This is a genomic window from Pseudarthrobacter sp. Pseusp20 (assembly GCF_059492155.1).
This window is the reverse complement of record NZ_CP168521.1, coordinates 462,911-475,523: the sequence shown is the minus strand read 5'-3', so window position 1 is coordinate 475,523 and position 12,613 is coordinate 462,911. Positions and strand designations below refer to the sequence as shown.

Here is a 12,613-nt window from a genome sequence, read left to right as displayed (position 1 = left end):
ATTCCTGCGGGTGGCGGTCCGCACCTTTGAAGGGAAAAACCTATGGCGCGGAGCCCCGAAGAATCGCTGAGGGCCACTCTGGGCAGGGTTGCACCCGGAACGCCCCTCCGCGACGGCCTGGAACGGATCCTCCGCGGACGCACCGGCGCACTGATCGTCCTCGGCTCCGACCGCACCATCGATTCCATCTGCTCCGGCGGATTCGATATCGGCATCGAATTCTCGCCCACCCGGCTGCGCGAACTGGCCAAGATGGACGGCGCCATCATCTGCGACAAGGATGCCGGCAACATCCTGCGTGCCGCGGTCCAGCTGGTCCCGGACTCAAGCATCGAAACGCAGGAATCGGGCACCCGCCACCGCACGGCGGAACGGGTGGCCAAGCAGACCGGGGTCCCGGTCATATCCGTGAGCCAGTCCATGCAGATCATCGCCCTGTACGTCAACGGGTTGCGGCACGTCCTGGAGGGCTCGGAAAACGTCCTTGCCCGCGCCAACCAGGCCCTGGCCACCCTGGAGCGCTATGTTGCCCGCCTGGACCAGGTCACCAGTTCGCTCTCGGCCCTGGAAATCGAGGCAATGGTGACGGTGCGCGATGTGGCCGTGACCCTGCAGCGGCAGGAGATGGTGCGCCGCATCTCGGAGGAAATCTCGCAGTACGTCCTGGAACTTGGCGAAGACGGCCGGCTCCTCTCGCTCCAGCTTGACGAGCTCACCGTGGGCCGTGGACCGGGCAGCGACGTGATCATCCGCGACTACGCCAGCCCCAACGCCTCCGCGGAGGACATCGAAAAGGCCGTCAATGAACTGGTCAGCCTGGGCCCGACAGAGCTGATCGATCTCGGCAAGATCTCCGCGATCGTGGGGTTCGCGGGCGGCGAGGCAAACCTCGATGCCGTCGTCCAGCCCCGCGGATACCGGCTCCTGTCCGGCCTGAAGGCGGTTCCCAAGGCGGTAGCGGACCGGCTGGTGGACCATTTCGGTGGCCTGCAGTTCCTCATGGCGGCCACCATTGACGACCTCATGACCGTTGACGGCATCGGCGACCAGCGCGCCCGCACCGTGCGTGAGGGGCTCAGCCGGATGGCCGAAGCAAGCCTCCTGGACCGCTTCCTGTAACCCCAAGCCCCAACCCCACGGCCCGCTCCCACCATGCCGGCGGGATGCGTCAGTTCAGCTGGAAGACGGCCTTTGGACTGGCCCGCGAGCCAAGCTTGGCGGTGAAGATGTAGTAAGCGCCACCGCCGCCGGGTGCCGCCGCCACGGCCTTGCAGCCATCGGCACTGCGGGTCCGGTTCCATGGAAAGTTCGCGGTTTCGCTGGCGCCGGGCGCGATCACCTTCACCAGGTCCTCGCTGGACGCCTGGCAGTCCTTGGACGAGAAGATCCGGTCGGAACCGCTGGTCACCAGGAATTCCATTTGCGAGGTACCGATGTTGACCTCACAGGGGACGGTGCCGCCGTTGGTCACCTTCAGGGTGAGCATCGGGTTTTCCCCCGGCCCGTAGGCGGGCTTGTCAGTGGACGCCGAAACAGTCACCAGGTTCTGGTTGCAGGAGGGGGCAGCGGGGGCAGTGGGCGACGGCGTGGCGGACGGGGTTGCCGACGCGGACGCAGAGGGACTGGCGGCAGCAGACGGGGAAGCCTGGGAGGTGGCCGGATCGGCGGAAGACGGCTGCGTGGAGGACGCCTGCTGCGAGCCGCCCTTGAAGGCACCGGCCAGGGCGAAACCACTGATCACGAGCGCAATCACCAGCAGGAGCGCGCCGCCAACAACCAGGCGGCGGCGGCGGTACACGGCGGCGCTGGGCTTCCGGACGCTGCTGGAACCGGATGCCGTGCCGCGTGCTGGTGAATCGCCTTGCCTGCCCATCCTCCTAGGCTAGGGAACGCCGCCGGATCTGCACTGCCACCACGCCGCCGCAGGCCCATCGCACTGGTCACACCCCTGTTTTTCAGCCCGCCCGAACCTATCCACTACAGTGTTGGCATCGACACTGAAACCTCCACCGCCGCCCGCGCCGCGGTCGCTCCCACCGGCCCTGCAGACCTGGAGTTGCTCCATCACCGGATCAACTCCTGGTTCGCCGGAATCGCCCGGGACCTGCCCTGGCGCGAACCTGGCTGCTCGCCGTGGGGTGTGCTGGTCAGCGAGATCATGCTGCAGCAGACCCCCGTGGTCCGGGTCCTCCCGGTCTGGCACGAGTGGCTCAAGCGGTGGCCCACGCCGGCCGGCCTGGCCGGCGAACCGGCAGGTGAAGCGGTCCGTTCGTGGGGCCGGCTGGGCTACCCCCGGCGTGCCCTTCGCCTGCACGCCGCAGCCACAGCAATCGTCGAGGACCACGGCGGCCATGTCCCCGGCACCTACACGGAACTGCTGGCTTTGCCCGGAGTGGGCAGCTACACGGCCGCCGCGGTGGCCGCCTTCGCATATGGCCGCCGCGAGACTGTGGTGGACACCAACATCCGGCGGGTGCACGCCCGCCTGGTGTCCGGCGTCGCGCTCCCCGCGCCTGCACTGACCGCTGCGGAGATGCGGTTGGCCGCCGCCCTGTTGCCGGACGACGACGAAACCTCCGTGCGCTGGAACGCTGCGGTCATGGAACTGGGGGCGCTGGTGTGCACGGCCCGGGCACCCAAGTGCGCTGCCTGCCCGGTGAAAGACTCCTGTGCGTGGCTCGCCGCGGGTGAGCCCCCGCCGTCGTACGTTCCCAAAGGCCAGGCGTGGCACGGCACTGACCGCCAGGTCCGCGGTGCGGTGCTGGCCGTGCTGCGGCTGGCCGAAACTCCCGTGCCGGCCGACATGTTCCAGCGCGAGCCCGCCGACCTTGGGTTCACCGCCGAGGGCATCGGCGTGCCCCTCGCCGCGCTGCACCGGCTCAACTCCGCCCCCGAGCAGCTGGAGCGGGCGCTGGCGGGACTGCTGGCGGACGGCCTCGCCGAGATCCACGACGGCGGCTACCGGCTCCCCGCCTGACCTGCCGCACCCTCAAGGGCCAGGCCGGGATGGCATACTTCTTGGTGACCGGAACCGGGGGAGCCATGAAAACCATTCTGTACATCGTGTGGGCATTGTTCGTTGCCGCCGCGATATTTTCGCTGGTCCGTGCGGCCCGCAGGACCAGGCGCCAGGAACAGCAGATGGCGGCCTGGCCCAAGGTACAGGCGACCGTCACCGGCAGCACCACCGGCTGGACCAGCGGCGTGGGCGGCGCCAACCGGAACCTCCGCCACTACCCCACCTACCAGTTCACCGATCCGCAGGGCACCCTCTTCATGGGCAAGTCGGAGATCTCCGGGGTGGAGCAGCCTGTGCCGGGAGCCCTCATCGAGGTGGCCTACAACCCGCAGAACCCCAACGAATCCCTGCAGGTTTCCCCGGAGCCGCGCACCGCCATGGGCTGCCTGATCGCGTTTTTCTCGGTCTTTGCCATCGCGCTCTTCTGGTTCATCGGCATCTTCCCGCTGGGTTAGGCCGTGGAGGCATAACAATGCTGCCTCCAATTGACGCCGATCCGGCCCTGCGCGGGCCCGCCCGACGTAGCCTGAAAGCATGCACAAGCCCGGACTGCTCCTGGCATTGACGACCGCGCTCATCTCCGCCCTTATCTCCGCCTGCGGGCCTGCCGGCAGCGCCTGCCCCGCGATCGCGCAGGCCACCGCCGTTTCCATCACCGTCAGCGCCGGCTACTCGCCGAAGGTGGCGGCGCTGCACGTCCGCGCCTGCCAGGACGGCACCTGCAAGGAGGCCGACGTCGAACTCCGCCCGGGCAGCACTTCCGTGGACGCGGGGTGCAGCCGCGAGGGCGCCTGTTCGGCCACTGCCTCGCCCGACGGCACCAAGACCGCTGTGCTGATGCTGGATACCCTGACCGAATCGCCCATGACGGTGACCGTGTCCGGTACAGCGCCGGAGGGAACCGCACTGCCGGTACGCACCCTGGAATTCAGGCCGCAGGTGGCCTACCCCTTCGGTGAACAATGCGGCAAGGTCCTGTCTGCGTCCGTCGTCCTGGACGACGCCGGACTGCACCAGCAGCCTGCATCCCGGTAACTGGACCGGGCGGCACCGGACTAGAACAGCACGGGCTGGGTGAAGGTTTCGCCTTCGGCGGTTCCGGCCGCCGGACCGCCACCCACGGGCTGGGCACTCCAATCGAAGCCGAGTTCGGCGAGCAGTTCCTCCACGGAGATTTGACCGTCCAGCACTTCGATTTCCTGGGGGTTCTCTGCAAGCGGCCGTTCCATGCCATCGAGCTTATTCGCAGGAACCCGCCATCGGGCTTAGGGCTCGCCGAAGCCGGCCTGCACCAGGCCGCCGACGTACTCCACTGCCCGTTCCGCATCCGCCCCCCACGCTTCCACGTGCAGCACGGTGCCCTTGCCGGCGCCGAGGGTCATCAACCCCGTCATGGACGCGCCATCCACCCCGTTGATGGTGACCTCGGCATCCAGCGAGGCCAGGCCCCCTGCCACTTTCGCGGCCGGCCGGGCGTGCATCCCGGCCTGGTTCACCAGTTCAAAGTCGCCGGTGGAATCCGGTGCGGCGCTACTGACAGGTCCCTGCCCCGCTCCCCCGGTCCGTACGGGTTCCGGCCGGCGGGCCGGACCGCCTGCCGCTTCAGCCGCCGCCCGGACCGCCTGCACATCTGCTCCGCCCTGGGCGGCAACCGCAGCGGCCACCAGCCCTTCCACCAGCGGCGCGTCGGCGAGCAGGACGCCGGCGGCATCCTCCAGGAACTCCAGCGCCGCTTCGGCCGTCATCACCGCTGATCCAAGGTCCGTCAGGATCACCGTGCCGTTCCCGCCGGGCTGCACTCCGGGCTGTTCCGCGCCGGCCTCTTGTGCATTGCGCTGTTTATCGCCGGCCTGTTCAAGGGCTGCCAGCACCTTCTCCAGGCTGGTGCCGATCCTGCCGTCGTCGGTGCCGCCGGCGGGCAGGATCACCACGTCGGGAGCCATCTGGGCGGCAAGCTCCACGGCGCCGTCGGCGATCTTTTCGCTGTGGGACACCACCACGATGCTTACGGTCACGCAGCCGCCCCAACGGCCGCACGCAGGATCAGCGCACTGGACACAGCGCCGGGGTCCCGGTGGCCGGCGCTGCGTTCGCCAAGGTAGCTGGCCCGGCCTTTCCTTGCGATGAGGGGATCGGTGGCCACTGCCCCGGCCTCGGCGGCTTCCGCGGCTGCCACCAGGACGCCAAGGACGTCCGTGCCGTCGCCGTCAGCCGCGGCCCGGGCCGCATCAACTGCCGGCGTCCACGCATCCACCATGGTCTTGTCGCCGCTCTCCGCCTTCCCGCGCGCCACGATCCCGTCCCGGGCAGCCTCCAGGGCAGAGGCCAGCCCTGCCGGATCAATCTCGGGCGCGTCGCCGAAGGCGGTGGCGGCGCGAAGGAACGCGGTGCCGTAGAGGGGACCGGCGGCTCCGCCCACCTTGGACATCAGGGTCATGGCCGTCATCTTCAACGCCGCCCCGGGCGTCTCCGGCGTGGATTCGCCCAGCTTGGCCAGGACGGCCTGGAAGCCGCGGTCCATGTTCTCGCCGTGGTCCGAGTCCCCGATTGCACGGTCCAGTTCGATCAGTTCAACGCGGTGTTCAGCCATGGCCTGCGCGCACAGGGTCAGCCATTTCACGGCCCAGTTGGCGTCCAGGACCACGGTCACACGCCCCAGCGGAGGGCGGCGGTGTGCACGGGTGCATCCCACAGTTCCGTGAGCTCGTCGTCCAGCCGGAGGACCGAAATGGAGCAGCCCTGCATCTCCAGGGCCGTGATGTAGTTGCCCACCAGCGACCGTTCCACCGTGGCACCTGCTTCGGCGAGCACCTGCACGGCCCGCCGGTACACGATGTACAGCTCGCTCAGCGGTGTGCCGCCCATGCCGTTGACGAACAGCAGCACCCTGTCCCCCGAACTGATCTTCAAATCAGCCAGGACCGGCTCCAGCAGGCGGTTGGTGATGCTGTCCGCGTTTTCCATGGGGATGCGGTGCCTGCCCGGCTCGCCGTGGATGCCAATGCCGATCTCGATCTCATCCTCTGCGAGGTCGAAACTGGGCGTGCCCGCGTGGGGCACGGTGCACGCGGACAGGGCCACGCCCATGGTCCTGACATTGGCGTTGACCCGTTCGCCGATGGCAGCGACGGCGTCCAGATCGTCCCCGCGCTCGGCGGCGGCTCCTGCGATCTTCTCCACCAGCACTGTGCCGCCCACCCCGCGGCGGCCGGCCGTGTACAGGGAGTCCTCCACGGCGACGTCGTCATTGACCAGGACGGTGCGGACGCTCACGCCCTCCGCCTCGGCCAGTTCGGCCGCCGTCTCAAAATTCAGGACGTCGCCGGTGTAGTTCTTGACGATGTGCACGACGCCGGCACCTGAGTCGACTGCCAGGGTGGCGGGAAGGATCTGGTCCGGCGTGGGTGAGGTGAACACCGCCCCCGGCACCGCGGCGTCGAGCATTCCCTTCCCCACGTAGCCGGCATGCAGCGGCTCGTGGCCGCTTCCGCCGCCGGAAACCAGCCCCACCTTGCCGGCCACCGGCGCGTCCTTGCGCGTGATGTAGATGGGGTCTTCGCTGACCGTCACCAGTCCGGCGTACGCCATGCCGAAGCCCTGGACAGCTTCCTGGACAACGGATTTTGGATCGTTGATGAGTTTCTTCACGGCGTTGCTCCTGGCTGTGCTCCTGAAGGGTGTGTTTTCCGACCCTACTACCGTCATCGCAGGTGGCGGTAGGTTCTTCCTGCCCGGGTTTGCCGCCCGCTTCCCGGAACCGCCGGCCCGGGACGCAGCAAAGGGACAGCCCCCAATGACTGTCCCTTTCCTGAGGCCCCCCACATACCGGCCTGCAGTAGTTTATCCATCAATTCGAGTAAAGCCAATACGGCAGTCCCCCGTGCTCCCGCGGTTGGCTTTGAAGGGTGCGGAACAGCGTTAGAGGGTGCGGATCATCCGGGTGTTGCCCAGGGTGTTGGGCTTGACCCGGGCCAGGTCCAGGAACTCCGCCACGCCTTCGTCATGGGAGCGCAGCAGCTCGGAGTACACTTCCGGGTCCACCGCCGACTGGTCCGCCATCACTTCGAAGCCGTGGCGCTTGAAGAAGTCCACTTCGAAGGTGAGGCAGAAGACCCGGGAGACACCGAGGGCACGGGCCTCCTCCAGCAGGCTTTCCACCAGGACGTGCCCCACCCCTTTGCCGCGCCATTCACCCGAAGCCGCGAGGGTGCGGATTTCCGCAAGGTCCTCCCACATCACGTGCAGGGCGCCGCAGCCGATCATTTCGCCGTCGCTGGACTCGGCAATGCGGAACTCCTGGAGGCTCTCGTAGTACGCCACCGTCTCCTTTGCCATCAGGATGCGCTCCTCTGCCAGGGGCGCCACCAGCTTCTTGATGGCGGGGACGTCGCTGGTGCGTGCTGGGCGGATGTGGAAGGAGTCGGTCACAGAGCTATCCTACGAGGCGAAGGAGGCTGGGACATTTGCGCAGCTTGCGTCAAAGCTGGGCCCACGCTGGTGAGGGTCCCCGGCCGAGCTTGCGAGGCAGGGGGCCAGCGGGGAGGAACGAGCAGCAAGCGGCAAATGCCCCAGCCTCCGAGCCGGAGTATCCAACAGCTTAGAGGCCGAGTTCTGCCGGCAGTTCGATGTCCTTGCCCAGGACGTTCCGTGCCAGGAACCACTCCACCACCTGGTACCAGACCTTGGCGTGCTGCGGCTGGAGGACCCAGTGGTTTTCGTCCGGGAAGTACAGGAACCGGTGCGGGGTCTGCCCGTCCTGGTCCGCCGCGAGCCGGGACTTGGACAGCAGCTCGTACCAAAGCCGCAGGCCCTCGCCGATGGGCACCCTGTAGTCCTTGTCCCCATGGATCACCAGCATGGGCGTGCCGATGTTCTCCGCATGCACGTGCGGCGAGTTCTCTAGTGCCATCTCCTCGGTCATTTCCTTCAGCCAGTACTGGGAGGCGTCCGTGGTGGGCCCGAACTGGTCCAGGGCCCACAGACTGGCATGGGTGACAACTGCCTTGAACCGGTCCGTGTTGCCTGCAACCCAGTTGGCCATGTACCCGCCAAAGGAGCCGCCCATCGCCGCGGTCCGGGACTCATCGACGTCGGGCCGTTCCACCGCCGCATCGGTCACGGCCATCAGGTCGGTGAAGGGCGCCTTCCCCCATGAGCCCCAGCCCCGCTGGATGTACGACTGCCCGTATCCCGTGGACAACGCGGGATCCGGCAGCAGCACCGCATATCCCCGGGCAGCCAGAAGCCACGGGTTCCAGCGCCACGTCCAGGCGTTCCAGGATCCCAGTGGACCGCCGTGGATCCACAGGAGCAGCGGCGCCGGCTCACTTGCGGAGGCGCCCTCCGGCAGGGCCAGGTAGGCAGGCACCCGGGACCCATCGGCCGCGGTGGCCGCGATGCGTTCCAGCCGCCCCGGGAGGCTGGGACGTTCCGCAGGAGCCGGGAGGCGGGTTGTTTCCCCTGTGGCCAGGTCGATCCGGACGGCTTCGGCCGGAAATTCGTAGGAGCTGCGCAGGGCATACGCGCTCCGCCCCTCTGGAGAAATGACGACGTCGGAATATGCCGCGGCGTCCTGCGTCACCCGGGTGACGCCAACCTCAGCGGCAGCCGACGGAATGCTGACCCGGAAAACCGGCGACGCGCCGTCGTCGTCCGCTGTGACCAGGAGGGCAGAGCCATCGGGGAGCCACGCTGCAGGCTTGGGCCAACGGTCCCAGTCGTGGGCCAGGGGCTGCAGGCCCGCGGCGTTCCCGGCGGCACCGCCGGAGACGTCCAGGAGGTGCATCTTGATGTCGGGGGCCTGCTGCGGGGTGGAGTCGCTTTCGCTGACCACCACCAGGGTCCGGCCGTCGGGGCTGACCGGACCCGGGAAGTAGCTCATTCCCTCCTGGTCCAACAGCACCTTGAGCCCGCCGGATGCCACATCCACCGCCACCAGGACGGACCTGCTGTCCGCCTTGGCCAGTGGTTTGGTGTAACTGCTGTAGATGGTCTTGCCGTCAGGGCTGACCACGGTCTCCGCTTCCCGCAGCCGGGGCCCGGCGTCCGGCGTCAGGTTACGCAGGACCAGCGGGGCGGTGGCGTCAACAGTTGCCGGTTTGCCGGGCGCCTTGTCCTCCCCCGCTTCCACCGCAAAGATCCGCGGCTGGCCCGGCCCCAGGTCCGCGTCCCAGTATCGGACCGGATATTCGCTGTGCAGGATGGCAGAGACTTTCCGGTCCTTGCGCGTCTTGCGCCGGTCGGCGTCGTCTTCCTCGTCCGTTGACCCTGCCAGGACCTCGGCGGTGACGAACGCTGCGTCCGCGCCCCTGGCCGTCAGCACTTTGCTGATGCCGCCGGGCCGGCTGAAAGCCACCCTGGCTTCCCCGCCGTCCGCCGGAAGCACCCACAGGGCGTTCACCGGCTCCTCGTCGGGGCTGTCCGGGTCGGGACGCGCGGACGTGAAGTAGACGTCGCCGTTGGCCGAGAAAGCGGCACCGGCTTCGCCCTTGGCACTGCGCGTAATTCGCCGCGCATGCTTCTGCCCGGCCGGGTCCAGCTCCCACAGTGCAGTGGCGAACTCGGTGCCTTTGCCGTTCAGGGTGCTGACGGTGGTGACCAGCCGCGAGCCGTCCGGGCTCAGGGCCAGGCCGCTTACCCGGGGGATGGACAGGTAGTGGTCGAGGTCGTGGAAAGGGGTCAGTGATTGCTCATCCGGGATCGCCGGTTCCAAGTTAGCCATGCCACCGATTCAACACGTTTTGTGTCCTGGAGCACAGCCGCCACGCACTGCCCGGCTGCGCGCCCGGGTGCGTTTTCCGTGGCTGGGTTCGCTCCGGCCCCGGCGCCATTTGCCGCTTGCTGCGCCGGGAAATCTCTGATGTCCGGCGCCGGACCCAGCCAGAGATGAAAGCGCCGGACCCAGCCGGCGGAGGGGTGGATAACAAGCGGAAGCCCCGCCGCTCCTTGCGGAGTGGCGGGGCTTTGGCTGTGGAGACTAGACGCTCGGGGCGATCTCCGGGATGCGCGGCTTGGCGTTGCCGGCGAAGGTGAACTTCGCGTCGTCGCCTTCGCCTTCGACATCCACCACGACGATGTCGCCGGGGTGGATCTCGCCGAAGAGGATCTTCTCGGAGAGCTGGTCCTCGATCTCGCGCTGGATGGTGCGGCGCAGGGGCCGGGCACCCATGGCGGGATCGTAGCCGCGGGTTGCGAGGAGCACCTTTGCGGCCTTGGTGAGCTCGATGCCCATGTCCTTGTCCTTGAGGCGCTTCTCCAGGCGGGTGACGAACAGGTCCACGATCTCGATGATCTCGTCCTGGGTCAGCTGCGGGAACACCACGACGTCGTCAACACGGTTCAGGAACTCGGGACGGAAGTGCTGCTTGAGCTCCTCCGTCACACGGGCACGCATGCGGTTGTAGCCGGTCTGCGTGTCGGTGCCGGACTGGAAGCCGGTGGCAACGCTCTTGGAGATGTCCCGGGTACCCAGGTTGGTGGTCATGATGATCACGGTGTTCTTGAAGTCCACCACGCGGCCCTGGGAGTCCGTGAGGCGGCCGTCTTCCAGGATCTGCAGCAGCGAGTTGAAGAGGTCCGCGTGGGCCTTTTCCACTTCGTCGAACAGCACCACGGAGAACGGACGGCGGCGGACCTTCTCGGTCAGCTGGCCACCCTCTTCGTAGCCGACGTAGCCCGGAGGGGCACCGAAGAGCCGCGAGACGGTGTGCTTCTCGGAGTACTCGGACATGTCCAGGGTGATGAGGGCGTCCTCTTCACCGAACAGGAACTCCGCGAGTGCCTTTGCGAGCTCGGTCTTGCCGACGCCGGTGGGGCCGGCGAAGATGAACGAGCCACCGGGGCGCTTGGGGTCCTTGAGCCCTGCACGGGTACGGCGGATGGCCTGGGACAGTGCCTTGATGGCCTCGTCCTGGCCCACCACGCGCTTGTGCAGTTCGTCTTCCATCTTGAGCAGCCGCGAGGACTCTTCCTCGGTCAGCTTGAAGACGGGGATGCCGGTGGAGTTGGCCAGCACCTCGGCGATGAGATCCTCATCCACCTCGGAGATGTCGTCCATGCCGCCGGACTTCCAGTGGCGTTCCTTCTCCGCGCGCTCGGAAATCATCTTCTGTTCCTTGTCGCGGAGCGAAGCGGCGCCTTCGAAGTCCTGCGCGTCGATGGCGGATTCCTTCTCCATCTTCAGCTTGGCGATGCGCTCGTCCATGGCCTTGAGCTCCGGCGGAGCGGTCATGCGGCGGATGCGCAGCCGGGCGCCGGCTTCGTCGATCAGGTCGATCGCCTTGTCCGGCAGGAAGCGGTCCGAGATGTAGCGCTCGGCAAGGCTTGCAGCGGAGGCCAGGGCGCCGTCGGTGATGGTGACCCGGTGGTGCGCCTCGTAGCGGTCGCGCAGGCCCTTGAGGATCTCAATGGCGTGCGCCACGGAGGGTTCCTTGACCTGGATCGGCTGGAAGCGGCGCTCCAGGGCGGCATCCTTCTCGATGTGCTTGCGGTACTCATCCAGAGTGGTGGCGCCGATGGTCTGCAGCTCGCCGCGGGCCAGCATGGGCTTCAGGATCGAGGCTGCGTCGATGGCGCCTTCGGCGGCACCGGCACCCACCAGCGTGTGGATCTCATCGATGAACAGGATGATGTCGCCGCGCGTGCGGATCTCCTTGAGGACCTTCTTGAGGCGCTCTTCAAAGTCACCGCGGTAACGGGAACCTGCCACCAGGGAACCGAGGTCCAGGGTGTACAGCTGCTTGTCCCGGATGGTCTCCGGAACGTCGCCGCGGACAATCGCCTGGGCCAGGCCTTCGACGACGGCCGTCTTGCCGACGCCGGGCTCACCGATGAGGACCGGGTTGTTCTTGGTGCGGCGGGAAAGGACCTGCATGACGCGTTCCATTTCCTGCTCGCGGCCGATGACCGGGTCCAGCTTGTTCTCGCGCGCAGCCTGGGTCAGGTTGCGGCCGAACTGGTCCAGGACCACGGAACCGGCGGGTGCGCCTTCGGGCTGTCCGCCGCCGACGCCTGCGCCGGTGGTTTCCTTGCCCTGGTAGCCGGAGAGGAGCTGGATGACCTGCTGGCGGACCCGGTTGAGGTCGGCGCCGAGCTTGACCAGCACCTGGGCGGCGACGCCTTCACCCTCGCGGATCAGGCCAAGCAGGATGTGCTCCGTGCCGATGTAGTTGTGGCCCAGCTGCAGGGCTTCGCGCAGCGAGAGCTCCAGCACCTTCTTGGCGCGGGGGGTGAAGGGGATGTGGCCGGAGGGGGCCTGCTGGCCCTGCCCGATGATCTCCTGCACCTGCTCGCGCACGCCGTCGAGCGAAATGCTCAAGGACTCAAGAGCTTTGGCGGCAACGCCCTCACCCTCATGGATCAGACCCAAGAGGATGTGTTCGGTACCGATGTAATTGTGGTTCAGCATGCGTGCCTCTTCTTGGGCAAGCACAACTACGCGACGGGCACGGTCCGTAAATCGCTCAAACATTTCGCCACACTCCTAGCTACGACGTACTTTGATGCTACGTGGCCGGTCCGAAGTTGTGGAGCGTGTTCGCCACAGGGGAAACATGGGACTTCCGGGAATATTGCCGCGCCCCCTTCCACGGACTT

12 protein-coding genes are annotated in these 12,613 nt (G+C 67.5%); 4 read left to right on the top strand and 8 right to left on the bottom strand.

Features of this window, described 5'->3' with window-relative positions:
- The first annotated feature begins 42 nt into the window (after nucleotides 1-42).
- On the top strand, nucleotides 43-1,119 hold the full coding sequence (gene disA, locus ACEN9K_RS02315) for a DNA integrity scanning diadenylate cyclase DisA (RefSeq protein WP_018770949.1): 1,077 nt from the start codon (nucleotides 43-45) through the stop codon (nucleotides 1,117-1,119).
- Nucleotides 1,120-1,168: 49 nt separating this feature from the next.
- On the opposite strand, the gene ACEN9K_RS02310 is transcribed toward disA, so the two are convergent.
- A complete protein-coding gene (locus ACEN9K_RS02310) occupies nucleotides 1,169-1,873 on the bottom strand; it encodes a hypothetical protein (protein ID WP_478222524.1) in 705 nt (234 codons plus the stop codon).
- Nucleotides 1,874-2,050: 177 nt separating this feature from the next.
- On the opposite strand from ACEN9K_RS02310, the gene ACEN9K_RS02305 reads away from it, so the two are divergent.
- The 3 genes from ACEN9K_RS02305 (at nucleotide 2,051) to ACEN9K_RS02295 (ending at nucleotide 4,054) form a co-directional block, all read left to right on the top strand.
- Nucleotides 2,051-2,977 carry an HhH-GPD family protein gene (locus ACEN9K_RS02305; RefSeq protein ID WP_043425267.1) on the top strand — a complete coding sequence of 309 codons (927 nt, stop codon included), beginning with the start codon at nucleotides 2,051-2,053 and terminating at the stop codon, nucleotides 2,975-2,977.
- Nucleotides 2,978-3,042: 65 nt separating this feature from the next.
- Nucleotides 3,043-3,474 carry a DUF3592 domain-containing protein gene (locus ACEN9K_RS02300; RefSeq protein WP_488315240.1) on the top strand — a complete coding sequence of 144 codons (432 nt, stop codon included), beginning with the start codon at nucleotides 3,043-3,045 and terminating at the stop codon, nucleotides 3,472-3,474.
- A gap of 79 nt (nucleotides 3,475-3,553) precedes the next feature.
- Entirely contained in the window at nucleotides 3,554-4,054 is a 501-nt protein-coding gene (locus tag ACEN9K_RS02295) for a hypothetical protein (protein ID WP_495635117.1), read from the top strand.
- A gap of 20 nt (nucleotides 4,055-4,074) precedes the next feature.
- Here ACEN9K_RS02295 and ACEN9K_RS02290 read toward each other — a convergent pair whose 3' ends face one another.
- The 7 genes from ACEN9K_RS02290 to ACEN9K_RS02260 form a co-directional block, all read right to left on the bottom strand.
- On the bottom strand, nucleotides 4,075-4,248 hold the full coding sequence (locus ACEN9K_RS02290) for a hypothetical protein (protein ID WP_018770954.1): 174 nt from the start codon (nucleotides 4,246-4,248) through the stop codon (nucleotides 4,075-4,077).
- A 36-nt stretch (nucleotides 4,249-4,284) separates the two neighbouring features.
- Nucleotides 4,285-5,034: an HPr family phosphocarrier protein gene (locus tag ACEN9K_RS02285; protein ID WP_495635116.1), complete on the bottom strand. Its 750-nt coding sequence runs from the start codon at nucleotides 5,032-5,034 to the stop codon at nucleotides 4,285-4,287.
- Complete coding sequence (gene dhaL, locus ACEN9K_RS02280; protein ID WP_026266016.1) at nucleotides 5,031-5,663, bottom strand: dihydroxyacetone kinase subunit DhaL; 633 nt, start codon at nucleotides 5,661-5,663, stop codon at nucleotides 5,031-5,033. The genes ACEN9K_RS02285 and dhaL overlap by 4 nt, the downstream gene beginning before the upstream one ends.
- Nucleotides 5,664-5,665: 2 nt before the next feature.
- Complete coding sequence (gene dhaK / locus ACEN9K_RS02275; RefSeq protein ID WP_223993402.1) at nucleotides 5,666-6,667, bottom strand: dihydroxyacetone kinase subunit DhaK; 1,002 nt, start codon at nucleotides 6,665-6,667, stop codon at nucleotides 5,666-5,668.
- A gap of 270 nt (nucleotides 6,668-6,937) precedes the next feature.
- Nucleotides 6,938-7,447, bottom strand: coding sequence for an amino-acid N-acetyltransferase (locus ACEN9K_RS02270; RefSeq protein WP_018770958.1), 510 nt, complete (start codon nucleotides 7,445-7,447; stop codon nucleotides 6,938-6,940).
- Between the two features lie 169 nt (nucleotides 7,448-7,616).
- Nucleotides 7,617-9,740: a S9 family peptidase gene (locus ACEN9K_RS02265; RefSeq protein ID WP_495635115.1), complete on the bottom strand. Its 2,124-nt coding sequence runs from the start codon at nucleotides 9,738-9,740 to the stop codon at nucleotides 7,617-7,619.
- A 255-nt stretch (nucleotides 9,741-9,995) separates the two neighbouring features.
- Entirely contained in the window at nucleotides 9,996-12,488 is a 2,493-nt protein-coding gene (locus ACEN9K_RS02260) for an ATP-dependent Clp protease ATP-binding subunit (protein WP_026266017.1), read from the bottom strand.
- Nucleotides 12,489-12,613 lie beyond the last annotated feature (125 nt).